General features: G+C 65.0%; 10 protein-coding genes and 1 tRNA gene. 6 read left to right on the top strand and 5 right to left on the bottom strand.

Features of this window, described 5'->3' with window-relative positions; all coding sequences use genetic code 11:
* The 6 genes from F0184_RS15700 to F0184_RS15675 form a co-directional block, all read left to right on the top strand.
* A partial coding sequence (locus F0184_RS15700; RefSeq protein WP_172972129.1) for a phage BR0599 family protein occupies window positions 1-343 on the top strand: 343 nt, incomplete at its 5' end.
* A complete protein-coding gene (locus F0184_RS15695; protein WP_308809959.1) occupies window positions 340-921 on the top strand; it encodes a C40 family peptidase in 582 nt (193 codons plus the stop codon). The genes F0184_RS15700 and F0184_RS15695, both read left to right, overlap by 4 nt.
* Window positions 921-4871 (top strand): baseplate multidomain protein megatron, encoded by a 3951-nt coding sequence (locus F0184_RS15690; RefSeq protein ID WP_150497138.1) that lies wholly within the window; start codon window positions 921-923, stop codon window positions 4869-4871. Before F0184_RS15695 ends, F0184_RS15690 begins: the two co-directional genes overlap by 1 nt.
* Window positions 4868-5593, top strand: coding sequence for a DUF2793 domain-containing protein (locus tag F0184_RS15685; protein WP_150497137.1), 726 nt, complete (start codon window positions 4868-4870; stop codon window positions 5591-5593). The genes F0184_RS15690 and F0184_RS15685 overlap by 4 nt, the downstream gene beginning before the upstream one ends.
* A gap of 156 nt (window positions 5594-5749) precedes the next feature.
* Window positions 5750-5920, top strand: coding sequence for a zinc finger domain-containing protein (locus tag F0184_RS21130; protein WP_150497158.1), 171 nt, complete (start codon window positions 5750-5752; stop codon window positions 5918-5920).
* Between the two features lie 16 nt (window positions 5921-5936).
* Window positions 5937-6845: a DNA cytosine methyltransferase gene (locus F0184_RS15675; RefSeq protein WP_150497136.1), complete on the top strand. Its 909-nt coding sequence runs from the start codon at window positions 5937-5939 to the stop codon at window positions 6843-6845.
* Between the two features lie 246 nt (window positions 6846-7091).
* On the opposite strand, the gene F0184_RS15670 is transcribed toward F0184_RS15675, so the two are convergent.
* The 5 genes from F0184_RS15670 to F0184_RS15650 all read right to left on the bottom strand — a co-directional run bounded on the left by F0184_RS15670 (window position 7092) and on the right by F0184_RS15650 (window position 12085).
* Window positions 7092-7168: transfer RNA gene (locus F0184_RS15670), tRNA-Pro, on the bottom strand.
* Window positions 7169-7284: 116 nt separating this feature from the next.
* On the bottom strand, window positions 7285-8559 hold the full coding sequence (locus F0184_RS15665) for an O-antigen ligase family protein (protein ID WP_150497135.1): 1275 nt from the start codon (window positions 8557-8559) through the stop codon (window positions 7285-7287).
* Window positions 8556-10100, bottom strand: coding sequence for an undecaprenyl-phosphate glucose phosphotransferase (locus tag F0184_RS15660; protein WP_150497157.1), 1545 nt, complete (start codon window positions 10098-10100; stop codon window positions 8556-8558). The genes F0184_RS15665 and F0184_RS15660 overlap by 4 nt, the downstream gene beginning before the upstream one ends.
* 89 nt (window positions 10101-10189) lie before the next feature.
* Window positions 10190-11422, bottom strand: a complete 1233-nt coding sequence (locus F0184_RS15655; protein ID WP_150497134.1) for a glycosyltransferase family 4 protein — start codon at window positions 11420-11422, stop codon at window positions 10190-10192.
* A 105-nt stretch (window positions 11423-11527) separates the two neighbouring features.
* Window positions 11528-12085: a polysaccharide biosynthesis/export family protein gene (locus tag F0184_RS15650; protein WP_150497133.1), complete on the bottom strand. Its 558-nt coding sequence runs from the start codon at window positions 12083-12085 to the stop codon at window positions 11528-11530.
* Between the last annotated feature and the right edge of the window lie 192 nt (window positions 12086-12277).

The raw sequence follows: 12277 nt of genomic DNA, 5'->3' as shown, positions 1-12277 counted from the left end.
GTTCACGGCCACCGGGCTGGAGGCGGCCGCGCCCGGCGTGCTTGCGGCCGGGCTCCTGACCTGGACGTCCGGGGCGAATGCGGGCCAGGCGATCGAGGTGAAGCGGCACGCGGCCCCGGGCGGCACGGTCACGCTGGAACTGGTGCTGCCCATGGCCGACCCGATTGCGCCGGGGGACGGGTTTATGGTGCGGGCGGGCTGCGACAAGGCGATGGCCACCTGCCGCGACCGGTTCGCGAACCTCACGAACTTCGGCGGCTTTCCGCACATGCCCGGCAATGACCGGATCATCGCCTATGCGGACAAGGACGACCTCAACGATGGCGGGAGCCTGTTCCGGTGAGCGCCCAAGGCACAGGGTCTGTGACCCGGCCCCCGCTCACCCGATCCGCCATCGTGGCGGCTGCGCGGAGCTGGCTTGGAACGCCCTATGTCCACCAGGCCGCGCGCAAACATGCGGGCTGCGACTGCCTCGGTCTTGTGCGCGGGGTCTGGCGCGAGGTGATGGGCTGTGAGCCCGAGACCCCGCCGCCCTATACGCCGGACTGGGCGGAGCGCAGCCGGACCGAGACCTTGCGGGATGCGGCCGCCCGGCATCTGATCGGGATCGATCCCGGGGACGCGGATGCCGGGGACGTGCTCCTGTTTGCGTTCCGCGACCGGCTGCCGGCCAAGCACTGCGCGCTGCTGACCACTGCCATCGATGCACCGGAGCCCCGGATCCTCCATGCCCATGAGCATCTTCCCGTCTGCGAGGTGCCCCTGATCCCGGCCTGGCGGGCACGGATCCGCTTCGCCTTCAAGTTCCCGGGGGTGGTGTCGGCGCAATCTGCGCCGCAAGCGCGACTGCGCGCCGCGCCTGATGGCGCGCCCCCTCCGGAGGGCAGCCCGCAGGGCGGTGCGCCCGTGAGGAGAAACTGATGGCAACCCTCGTTCTGGGCGCAGCGGCGACGGCCTTTTCCGGCTCGATCGGGGCAAGCCCGCTGGTCTCGGCCCTGATCAGCGGCGCGGCCGGGGTGGCGGGGGCGTATGCCGACGGCTTGATCGCCGGCGCCCTGACCCCGGCGCGGCGGATGTCCACCGAAGGCCCGCGCATTGGCGACTTGCGCCTGCAGACCTCCACGGAAGGGGCGCCGGTCGCCGACGCGGTGGGCCGGGTGCGGCTGGCGGGCCAGGTGATCTGGGCGACGCGCCTGCGGATGGAGGTGAACACCTCGAGCGAGAAGGTGGGGGGCAAGGGCGGCGGCGGGCGCCAGACGGTGACCACCACGACCTACAGCTACTTCGCCAATTTCGCGGTCGGCCTGTGCGAGGGACCGATCGCCGGGATCGGCCGGGTCTGGGCCGATGGCAAGATCCTGGATCTTTCCAGGATCACACACCGGGTGCATGCGGGCACGGCGGACCAGCTGCCCGATCCGCTGATCAGCGCCAAGGAGGGCGCCGCGCCCGCCTATCGCGGCACGGCCCTTGTGGTGTTCGAGGACCTGTTTTTAGGGGACTTCGGCAACCGGATCCCGCAGCTGGAATTCGAGGTGATCCGGAAGCTGCCCGGCATCGAGGAGCAGGTTCAGGGCATGGTGATGATCCCGGGCGCCGGGGAATGGGTCTATGCGGGCGAGGAGATCCGCCGCCTCGACCCGGACCGCGAGGGGACCAGCGCGGCGGAAAACGTCAACAACCAGGTGGGCGGGCCGGACTGGGCGGTGGCGGTGGACAGCCTGCAGCGCGATTTTCCCAATGCCGCCTCGGTGCTGCTGGTCGTCTCCTGGTTCGGCAGTGACCTCAGATGCGGGGCGTGCGAGGTGCGGCCCGGCGTGGAGTTCGGCCCGGAAAAGACGACGGCGCCGAGGAGCTGGCAGGTGCACGGGCTCGGCCGGGACGGGGCGCGGCTGCTGGCGCGCTCCGTGGAGGATCCCGAGCGCCCGGCCTATGGCGGCACGCCCGCCGACAGCACCGTGGTGGACGCGCTCCGGGACCTGAAGCGGCGCGGGATCTCCACCACCTTCTGCCCGTTTTTGTTGATGGACATTGCGCCCGGCAACGGGCTTGCCGATCCTTACGGGCGGGCGGAGCAGCCGGCCTTTCCCTGGCGCGGGCGCATCACCTGCCATCCGGCGGCCGGACAACCGGGCAGCGTGGACAGAACCGCGGCGGCGGGGGCGCAGGTGAGCAGTTTTTTTGGCGGCGCGGCCCCCTCCGACATCGCCGTAACGATCGACCCAGCCTCGCATGCCGTCACGACCAGCTATTCCGGCCCTTCGGACTGGGGCTGGCGGCGCATGGTGCTGCACTATGCCAGGCTCTGCGCGGCGGTGAACGCGATCGAACCGGGCGCGGTCACCTGCTTCCTGATCGGCTCGGAGCTGCGCGGGCTGACCTTCGTGCGCGATGGGCCAGGCAGCTATCCGGCCGTGAGCCAGCTTGTTCAGCTTGCCGCGGACTGCCGGGCGATCCTGGGGGCTTCCGTCAAGCTCACCTATGCTGCCGACTGGTCGGAATACCGCGGCCATGACCCGGCGGACGGGTCCGGGGATTTTTTCTTCCATCTCGATCCCTTGTGGAGTTCCAGCGCCATCGATGCGGTGGGGATCGACACTTACATGACGCTGTCCGACTGGCGGGACGGGGACGGGCATCTGGACGCGCTGGCGGGGGCCGGCGCGATCACCGATCTCAATTATCTCCACGCCAATGTGGAGGGCGGGGAGGACTATGACTGGTCGTATCAGAGCGCGGCCGACCGGGCGGCCCAGATCCGCACGCCCATCACCGACGGGGCCTATGGCAAGCCCTGGGTGTTCCGGGCCAAGGATATCCGCAATTGGTGGCTGAACGCCCATCATGACCGGCCGGGCGGGGTGGAGAGCGGGTCCCCGACCGGCTGGGTGCCGCAATCCAAGCCCATCTGGTTCACCGAATACGGCTTTCCTTCCGTGGACAAGGCGACCAACCAGCCCAATGTCTTTGTCGACCCGAAGTCCTCGGAAAGCGCGTTTCCGCACTTTTCCAATGGCGGGCGGGACGATCTGATCCAGCGGCGCGGCATCGAGGCGCTTTTGACCTATTGGGATCCGGGCGAGGGCCGCAATCCGGTGTCCCCCGTTTATGGCGGGCCGATGCTGGACCTCTCCCGCTCGTTTCTCTGGACATGGGATGCGCGGCCCTTTCCGGCCTTTCCGAACCGGTCGGACGTGTGGGGCGATGCGGCGAACTGGCAATTTGGCCACTGGGTGCAGGGCAAGCTCGGCGCGGTGACCCTGGGCGCGCTGGTCAGCCATATCTGCAAGTCCGTGGGCTTTGAGGCGATCGAGGCCGGAGCGCTTTCCGATCCGGTGGCGGGCTGGCTGCGCGCGGGGATCGTCAGCCCGCGCGAGCAGCTGGAACAATTGGCGCAGGTCTACCGCTTCGACATGGTGGAGACGGGGGAGCGGATCGTCTGCCGCCCGCGCGGGCGTCCGCCCTCAGGCACCCTGGCCGAGGCGGAGCTGGCCGCCCCGGACCGCCAAAAACCGGACTGGACGCTGACCCGGGCACAGGAGACGGACTTGCCCGTGCGGGCGCATCTGGGGTTCTGGGACGCGGGCCATGATTACCGGCAGACGAGCGTTGCGGCCGGGCGGCTTGTGACCTCCAGCGCGCGCACCGAAAGCCTGACGGCGCCGCTGGTGATGGATCCGGGCGAGGGGCAGGGGCGGATCGAGGCCTGGCTGATGGAGCGGTGGGCCGAGCGCGAGCGGGCGAGCTTTGCCCTGCCGCCCTCAAAGCTTGCCTTCGATCCGGGTGACGGCATCGTGCTGGAGGCGGGCGGGCGGCAGCGCGCGGTCCGGCTGACAAGGATCGTGGAGGCGGGCGCGCGGCTGTGCGAGGCGGTGGCGGTGGAGCCCGGGGTCTACAGCCTGCGCCGGGCAGAGGCCCCGGCCCCGCCCGCACGGCCGGTGCAAAGCTTCGGGGCGGCGGTGCTGGAGGTGCTGGACCTGCCGGTGATCTCGGACACGCAAGGGGACCACCAGCCCTGGTGCGCGGCCTTTGCCGCGCCCTGGGGCGGGGTGCGGGTGCAGGAGGGATCGCGGATCACCGCCAGCGTGCCGGGTCAGGCGACGATGGGCCGGACGCAAACCGATCTTTTTGCGGGCACCGCCTGTCGCTTCGACCGGGCGAACCGGCTGATGGTGAAGCTCGCCTATGGCGCTCTTTCCTCCGTGCCGGAAGAGGAGCTTCTGGAGCGGGCGGTGAATGTGCTGGCGGTCTGGAACGGGGAGAATGCCTGGGAGATCCTGCAGTTTGCCACCGCCGAGCTGGTTGGCCAGATGACATGGCAGCTCTCGGGCCTGTTGCGCGGCCGGCGCGGGACGGCCCATGCCATGCGCGGTCCCGTGGCGGCGGGCGCGCGGGTGGTGCTTCTGGACGGGGCGCTGGTCCAGGCGGATGTGCCGCTCACCGACCGGGGAATCCCAAGGACCTGGGCCTATGGCCCGGCGCCGCTGCCCTCGAGCGATCCGGCCTTCAAGACGCTTTCAATGCGCCTTGAAGCGGTGGCCTTGAAGCCCTTCGCGCCGGTGCATGTGCGGGGCGCGCGCAACGGGGCCGGGGATCTCAATGTCACCTGGATCCGGCAGGGGCGGGTCAACGCCACCTGGGCGGACGGCACGGACGTGCCGCTCGGCGAGGAGCGCGAGCTTTACGAGATCGACGTCTTGAATGCGGGCAACGTGATCCGCACGGTCCGCGGGCTGACCAGCCCGGCCTGGACCTATGCGGCCAGCGACCAGACGGCGGACTTCGGCGTCCCGCAACCCTCAATCACCCTGCGCGTTGTCCAGATCTCGGGCCTGGTGGGCCGGGGTGTTCCAACGGAGGCGATCTTATGAGCACAACCCCGCGGCTAAACCTGCCGCTGATCGCGGCCAGCCAGGCCCAGAAGGAGGTCACCCACAACGAGGCGCTCGCCCGGCTGGATGCGCTGGCGCATCTGGTCTTTCTGGACCGGGATCTTTCCGCGCCACCGGCCAGCCCGGCCGATGGCGACACCTATCTGGTCGCCCCAAGCGCGACCGGCGGCTGGACGGGGCAGGACGGGGCGATCGCCTCCTTTGCCGACGGCTTCTGGACCTTCCATGCGCCGGTCACCGGCCTGCTGGCCTTCATCGCCGACGAGGGTACACTGGCGGTCTTCACGGCCGCGGGGTGGCGCGATTATGGCGCGCTCCTGTCTGAGGTCGCGACCGTCTCGCAAAGCCCGTCGGGGGCTGAGAGCCGGATCTGTACCGTGGAAGAGGAGGTGACGCTGTCGGGGGCAACTGCGCTCACCTCGATCGTCATCCCCGACCGGGCGATCGTCTTCGGCGTTTCCACCCGCACGACCACCGCGATCACCGGGGCTGCTTCCTATGACTGCGGGATCGCCGGGGAGGCCTCGAAGTTCGGCGGCTCGCTCGGCATCGCGGCGGGCGCCACCAATGCCGGGGTGATCGGCCCGCAGGCCTTTTATGCCGACACGCCTGTCCAGCTGACGGCCAATGGCGGGGCCTTTACCGGCGGCGCCGTGAAGGTGGTGCTGCATTACTTCCTGCCCGTGGTGCCGGGCTCATGAGGATCTGAGGACACGGGCGGTCCGGACCCAAAAGAAATCCGGACGGCGGGCCATGGTCGCCAAACACAGAGCCCGCCCGGCAGCCAAGAAGAACAACCGCCGCACCCGCTGCCCGCGCGGGCGAAAGGAGTGTCGGCGATTCTCTTTGAGGTTGTCATGGAGGAAATCAGATGCGGAGGTTGCCGAAAGCTCTTGATGAAGGCGGCCGCCAGGGCGATACTCGGCGCCATCGACATCAAGTGCCCGCGTTGCGGCACCATGAACTGTTTGAGGCCCGCGGCCGCTGTGCCCGTGAAGCCCGCACAAGACCGCCTGGAGCGTCCCTGAAACGGAGAACGCTCTTGTGGCTCTACATTCCGAACCTGACTGCGGCCGGTTCAACGGCCTTTCCCTGTGCACCGGCGTTGGCGGACTGGAGCTCGGTCTCCATGTCGCGGAACCCGGGTATCGAACTGTGTGTTATGTCGAGCGGGAAAGCTGTGCGGCGGCGACCCTCGTGGCCCGGATGGAAGACCAGGCCCTGGATCACGCGCCTGTGTGGGACGATGTCAGGTCCTTCGACGGCCGCCCGTGGCGTGGCAAGGTTCATATCGTCTCTGCCGGATATCCCTGCCAGCCGTTCTCCTCGAGCGGGTTGCGCCGGGGACGGGACGATCCCCGGCACCTCTGGCCGGATGTCGCCCGGATCATCCGCGAATGCAGGCCCGAATGGGTCTTCTGCGAAAACGTCGAGGGACATCTGGACCGTGGATTTGAGGAAGTTGCCGGAGAGCTATCGGGCCTGGGCTTTGGCGTCAAAGCGGGCCTGTTCTCGGCGGCTGAGGTCGGCGCGTCCCACATCCGGAACCGGCTCTTCCTTCTGGCCCACGCCCACGACCACGCTTTACGGCAACCGGGCGGACATCCGCCTGAAGGACAACCGGCTCGCTTTCCTGCCAGCAGTGGACCAGACCGGGAGCCAGCATGCGTTGGGTCAGACCGCACGGATCTGGACGCTGTTCTTCAGCCTGGTGAAGGCGTTTGGCCTGAAGCCGGCCGGGACGCTGGTTTACCCCTGTTCGCGCCCGCTCCATGCGACCTTGCGGCCTGGGACGCGGTTCTCGCCCGGCGAATGGACCTTCAACCCGAACTTTTCGGACTGGATCATGGGGTGGCCGATCGGATGGAGCGATACACGGCAGCCGGTAACGGAGTGGTCCCTCTGGCGGCGGCGTATGCGTTCCGAACTCTCAAGGCTGCTTTTGAAGGATGATTAGCTGAAGCCCATGGTTTAACGGGCTGTCAAACCGGGTTTGAAACGGGTGCCATCCGTTCTTGCGCGTTGGGCCATCCGTTTTTGCGCGCTACAAAACCGGTGCCATCCGTTCCTGCGCGTTGGGCCATCCGTTTTTGCGCGCTACACCATCCGTTTTTGCGCGCTACAACAGCTACAGGTTGTTTCGTTTGGCTTTTTATGATGGTGACGCGGTAATTAATATCGTTATATCAATTACTTAAATGGTCGGGCAGGCCGGATTTGAACCGACGACCCCTTCACCCCCAGTGAAGTGCGCTACCAGGCTGCGCTACTGCCCGAACGCGACCTACCTAACCGGTTCGCGGGGCTGGTGCAAGCGGGTTGTTCGCGCGGCGATCGTTCGGATCGGGGAAAAACACTCCAACGGGTCAGAGGTGCGCGCAGGTTTTCCCGCTCAGACTGGAGCGTGCCGCCTCAGATGGACCGGGAATTGCCCCAACGGGGCGCCGTCCAGTCTGCTGGCGGCGATCAGCCCCCAGGCCAGGCCAAAGAGCATCCACATATGCCGCCAGCGGTCGGTGTCGATCACCGCGCCGAGGATCATGTGGGCCGCGAAAGCGGCGAAAATGCAGTGCAGGAACGGTGTCCACGGGCGGTTCTGGAACAACAGCGGGACCATGGCCAGCAAGGTCCAGACTGCCAGAATGAGATAGGTGACTCCGCCCAGCCAGCCATGGGTGGTGAAGGCCTTCAGATAGACGTTGTGTTCGTCCTCGGGAAAATAGGTGTTGAATTGCTGCGGCCCGATGCCAAAGGGTTTTTCCAGGACCATTTCGAACCCCAGCGCGTGGCGGGCGAAGCGGCCCAGCCGGGCCGCATCGTATTCCTGGACCAGCCGGGCGCGCTGCTGAAACATGTCGAAGACCGTGTCAAAGGACAGCGCCACGCCGAGCAGCCCGATCACTCCCAAGCATCCCAATGCGCCAAGGCCGATCAGGCGCAGCCGGGCGAGGGGGGAGCGGACATGGATCAGTGTAATCAGATAGAGAATGAGGCCGCTGAGGGCCAGCCCCCCCCACGCGCCACGGGAAAAACTGAGAAAAATGCCACCCACGATGAGGATGAGGGCCAGCAGGCCCGGAAGGGTCCGCCGCAAGGGCGCGCGCAGGATATCCTGAACCAGGAACAGGGCGGGCAACACCAGGAAGGGACCAAAGACGTTCGGATCCTGAAAGGTTCCCCGTGCCCGGTCGTACAAGGTGAAGTAGCCCGCGCCCGGGAAAAGCTCGAAATAGCCGGCAATGCCGATGGAGGAGACCAAGACCGCGCTGGTGATATAGGCCTTGCGGATAATCCGGCACCGGTCCGGATCCTCGGCGATCACGGCCGCATAGAAAATCGCCGTCAAGGCCAGAAACGCGGTGATCGCGATATAGAAGACCGCGTCTCCGATATCGGGCGTCATTGGCGTGGAGGCCAGGCCGCCGGCGATGTAAAGCAGCAGGGCGATGATCAGCGGTGCGAACTCCCGGCGCAGCTTCAGGCCGCAGGCCATCCACACGGCGAGCAGGCCGAGCATGTAGACTTCATAAGGGGCGGGTTCGCGGATCACGAAACCGGACAGGAACACCGCGAGCCACAGCGCGCCATTGCCGATCTGCCGGGCCGGGATCAATGGCTGGGGCGGTGCCGGCGCTGCCTGGCCGCAATGTCCGGCCGTCAGGGTCAATAGGCATTCTCCGTGTTCAGGAGGCTGAACGGCGTCAGGAAGAGGATCTTCAGGTCGAACAGGATCGACCAGTTTTCGATGTAGTAGACATCGTGCTCTACTCGTTTTTGGATCTTTTCGGGCGTGTCCACTTCACCGCGCCAGCCGTTGATCTGCGCCCATCCGGTCACGCCGGGCTTGACTTTGTGGCGGGCGAAATATCCGTCCACGACCTCGTCCCAGGTCGCATTGTTCGTATGGGCGTTCACGGCGTGGGGCCTCGGGCCGACGAGCGACAGGCTGCCGCGCAAGACATTGAAGAGTTGCGGCAATTCGTCGATCGAGCTCTTTCGGATGAAGCGGCCGACCCGGGTCACACGCGGATCCTTGCGGGTCACGGCGGTTTTGGCGAGATGGTCGGTCTGGTCGGCATACATCGACCGGAACTTCCAGACGTCGATAATCTCGTTGTTGAAGCCGTAGCGCTTCTGCCGGAACAGAACAGGTCCCTTGCTGTCCAGCTTGATGGCGATGGCCGTCACGATCATCACCGGAAGAAAGACGACAAGAGCCGTGCTCGCGAAAACGAGGTCGAACACACGCTTGGCCACCAGGTCCCAGTCCGTGATCGGTTTTTCGACCACATCGACGAACGGCACGGCCCCGATGTAACTCGTTCCCCGGTTCCGGAAGCGCACCTTGTCCGTGTGGGCGGAAAGCCGGATGTCCACGGGCAGCACCCAGAGCGTTTTCAGCAGTTCAAGCACACGTTTTTCGGCCCGCAAGGGGATCGAGACAATCAGCATGTCGATGTGTGCCAGACGGGCGAAGGCGACCAGGGCATCGATGTTGCCAAGCTTGGGATAACCGGCGACATTGGGCGGCGAGCGATCATTGCCGCGGTCGTCGAAAATCCCACAAATCCGGATGTCGTTGTCCGGCTGTGTTTCCAGGTCATGGATCAGTTCGCCTGCGGTCGTCCCGCCGCCCACGATCACAGCCCGCCGTTCCAGGCGGCCCGCTCTCATCCAATGGCGCACGCTCGCATAAACGGCCAAGCGCCAGATCATCAGCGCGGCAAGCGATGCGGCATACCAACTGCCCAGCCAGACTTCCGACCCGGCGGTGCCAATCCCGGTGGTCGCCCGGAAGATGGCGAATACGCCGAACACCAGAGTCAGTCCAGCCGCGACCCGGCCCAGTTGGGCGAGGCCCTGGCGCAGGGTCGAGATCTGATAGGCGTCGGCAGCCTGAAAGAACAGCAGTGCGAACAAGAGCGCGGCAGCCAAGAGGCCGCCGCTCACCAGATCCATGGCGATCGATCCGGTGAAGTAGGCATGGGTCAGCAACGCCGCGCCTGTGACGAGAATGAGGTCCGCCAGGCGCACTGTGCCTGTGACGACCGGGATAGAGATCCCGTCGTCCCGGAGAGTTTCCGCGATCTCGAGGGCTTCGGGTGACAATTGCGGTCTGCCGCCCGGTTCGACCGGTGTTTGTGTGTCTCGTTCTTGAGAGGCGTTTGTCAAGGTTTGGGGCAGAACGTCACGACGTTCCCGGTACATCGACCCCGAGCGAACCGGCTGCCCCAGCTTTTGGCTGCGGGCCGTCTTGACCTTTCTCGCCTTGCCTTTCCGTTCGGGCGCAAGCTCTGTCATTCTTTTTGGCCCGATCCCACATATGCTGGTCGAGCAGCTTCCGCCTGCCGGATCGAGGCCATATTGCCTGGTGCCAAGGGGTCAGCGGCCTGTTCCCCGCGTACGGTGCGGTAAAGCGACGTGATCCGGTCGTGCATCAAATCGACCGTGTATGTTTCTGACAAGCACTTGCGAAGCGTGCGCGCCTCGTCCGCCATGCGCGCCGGATTGTCCAGCGCCGCGACCATGGCAGCGGTCAGTTGCGCCACATTACCGGGATCGATCAGCCGGCGCGCATGCTTGCCAAAAATTTCCGGAATACCGCCAACCCGGGTCGCAATGAGAGGACGTTCGGCGGCTACCGCCTCCAGAACGATGTAGGGCATGGCCTCGGCGCGGGAGGGGACAACCAGGGTTCGGCCCGCTGCCATCGCCGTCCGGGCTGGGCTCGCCCCCATGAATGTCACCTTGTCCGATAGTCCGTAGGTCTCGACAAGCGCGCGATAGCGTGCCTCGTCCGGGCCCTCGCCAAAGATCCGGGCGGTGGGTGTCCGTCCCGTCTTGAGCTTGGTGTTGTACAGCCCCTCAATAAACAAGTCTGGGCCTTTGAGATCGCGTAGCATGCCGACAAAGACAAAGTCCGCAGCGTCCTCAACATCGCCGAGCGGGCTGAATTCTTCGGGCCGCAGACCGTTATAGACGACCCGGTAGGCGATGTTCGGCGTTCCGACTTTCGATTGGTAAGCTGCTGCTTCGTAGTCCGAAACGAAAACGATCGCATCGCTCATCCGCTCGAGAATCCGCTCAAGCCTGTGATAGACGTAGCCTTCCAGGCGGTGCGGGTCATAATGCAGGCTGCCGCCATGAGGAGTGTAGACGCGGGTTACATTACGTCCTTTCATGCGCAGCAGGGTTCCAATAGTGCGGGCATAGGCGCCGCCTTTTGCCCCATGCCCATGAAGAATGTCCGGGTTGATGTTCCGGACATGACGGTACAATGCCCCGGCAGCCTTTGCATCTTGAATTCCAAGATGACGGCGCATGGGGAAGCGGCCGATCCCGAGCGTCAGTTTGTCAGAAAGGCTATCCAGCCTGGCAAGGTCAAAACGGCCGCCGGTTGAACTGTCGAACACAATGCCGACCGCGTGCCCGGCATCGGACTGAGCGGCCGCAAGATCGCAAATATGCCTGAAAATCCCGCCAATCGGGGAGCGGACACAATGAATGATCCGCAGTGGTGCCCATGTCATAGTGCAGTTTCCCTGTTTCGGTTCCCGTCTCTCTGGCGGAGACGTGAAACCAACGGGAAGCACCATACCCGATAGGAGTGAGTCCGCGGTTAACTGGCCCCAGGGTCAGAAGAAGCGTTCGCGGACGTAAATTGTATCGCCGGGCCGCAATGGGTCCGAAATAGGCACACGTCCGTTGAGGATTTCGCCGTTGATCTGGCGGGTGATATCGACGTCGGCCTGTTGCGCCCGGCTTGAAAATCCGCCGGCTGTCGCGATTGCGTTCTGAACTGTCATGCCCGGCACATAATTGTACTGGCCTGCATTTTGCACCTCACCCATCACGAAGATCGGGCGGTAGGTGTTCACTTCCACGGAAACATCCGGCGCCCGCAAGAATCCCTGACGGAGTTTGCGGGCGATTTCGTGTGCCAGTTCTTGCTGCGTCTTGCCGCGCGCGGCAACGTTCCCGATCAGCGGAAACGAAATATATCCTGCCTGATCAATGGTATAGGTGTTTGACAGATCGTCCTGTCCAAACACGAGAATCCGCAGGCGGTCGCTGGAGTCGAGACGATAGGGCTGGGTCAATACCTCATGAAACGCCGTGGGTGGTTGTCTGTATCCACTACACGCCGTCAATATGGTACACAGGGCAAACGCCCAGAACACACGGGCCAGCATTGGCGAGTCTCCATTCTGCTGGGACCAATTTTGCAGTCTATGGTTAATGCCGGGTGAAGACTGACCCCATGGATGCGCGGACTGTATAAATCTGCCGATGAAAAAATTAATGGCTCCCGGTTGCCGTAAATTTCCGGCTTAACCAAACGCTTACCCTAATTCGTCATTGTCCGGCACTATGGTGGAGAATGA

It is taken from the genome of Roseibium aquae (assembly GCF_008711285.1).
Lineage (GTDB): Bacteria > Pseudomonadota > Alphaproteobacteria > Rhizobiales > Stappiaceae > Roseibium > Roseibium aquae.
This window is presented reverse-complemented; position numbering and strand designations above follow the sequence as displayed.

Coding starts and splice junctions, on each gene's coding strand:
- F0184_RS15650 (WP_150497133.1), bottom strand. CDS start 12,085: ATGCTGGCCCGTGTGTTCTGGGCGTTTGCCCTGTGTACCATATTGACG.
- F0184_RS15690 (WP_150497138.1), top strand. CDS start 921: ATGGCAACCCTCGTTCTGGGCGCAGCGGCGACGGCCTTTTCCGGCTCG.
- F0184_RS15660 (WP_150497157.1), bottom strand. CDS start 10,100: ATGTACCGGGAACGTCGTGACGTTCTGCCCCAAACCTTGACAAACGCC.
- F0184_RS15655 (WP_150497134.1), bottom strand. CDS start 11,422: ATGACATGGGCACCACTGCGGATCATTCATTGTGTCCGCTCCCCGATT.
- F0184_RS21130 (WP_150497158.1), top strand. CDS start 5,750: ATGGAGGAAATCAGATGCGGAGGTTGCCGAAAGCTCTTGATGAAGGCG.
- F0184_RS15685 (WP_150497137.1), top strand. CDS start 4,868: ATGAGCACAACCCCGCGGCTAAACCTGCCGCTGATCGCGGCCAGCCAG.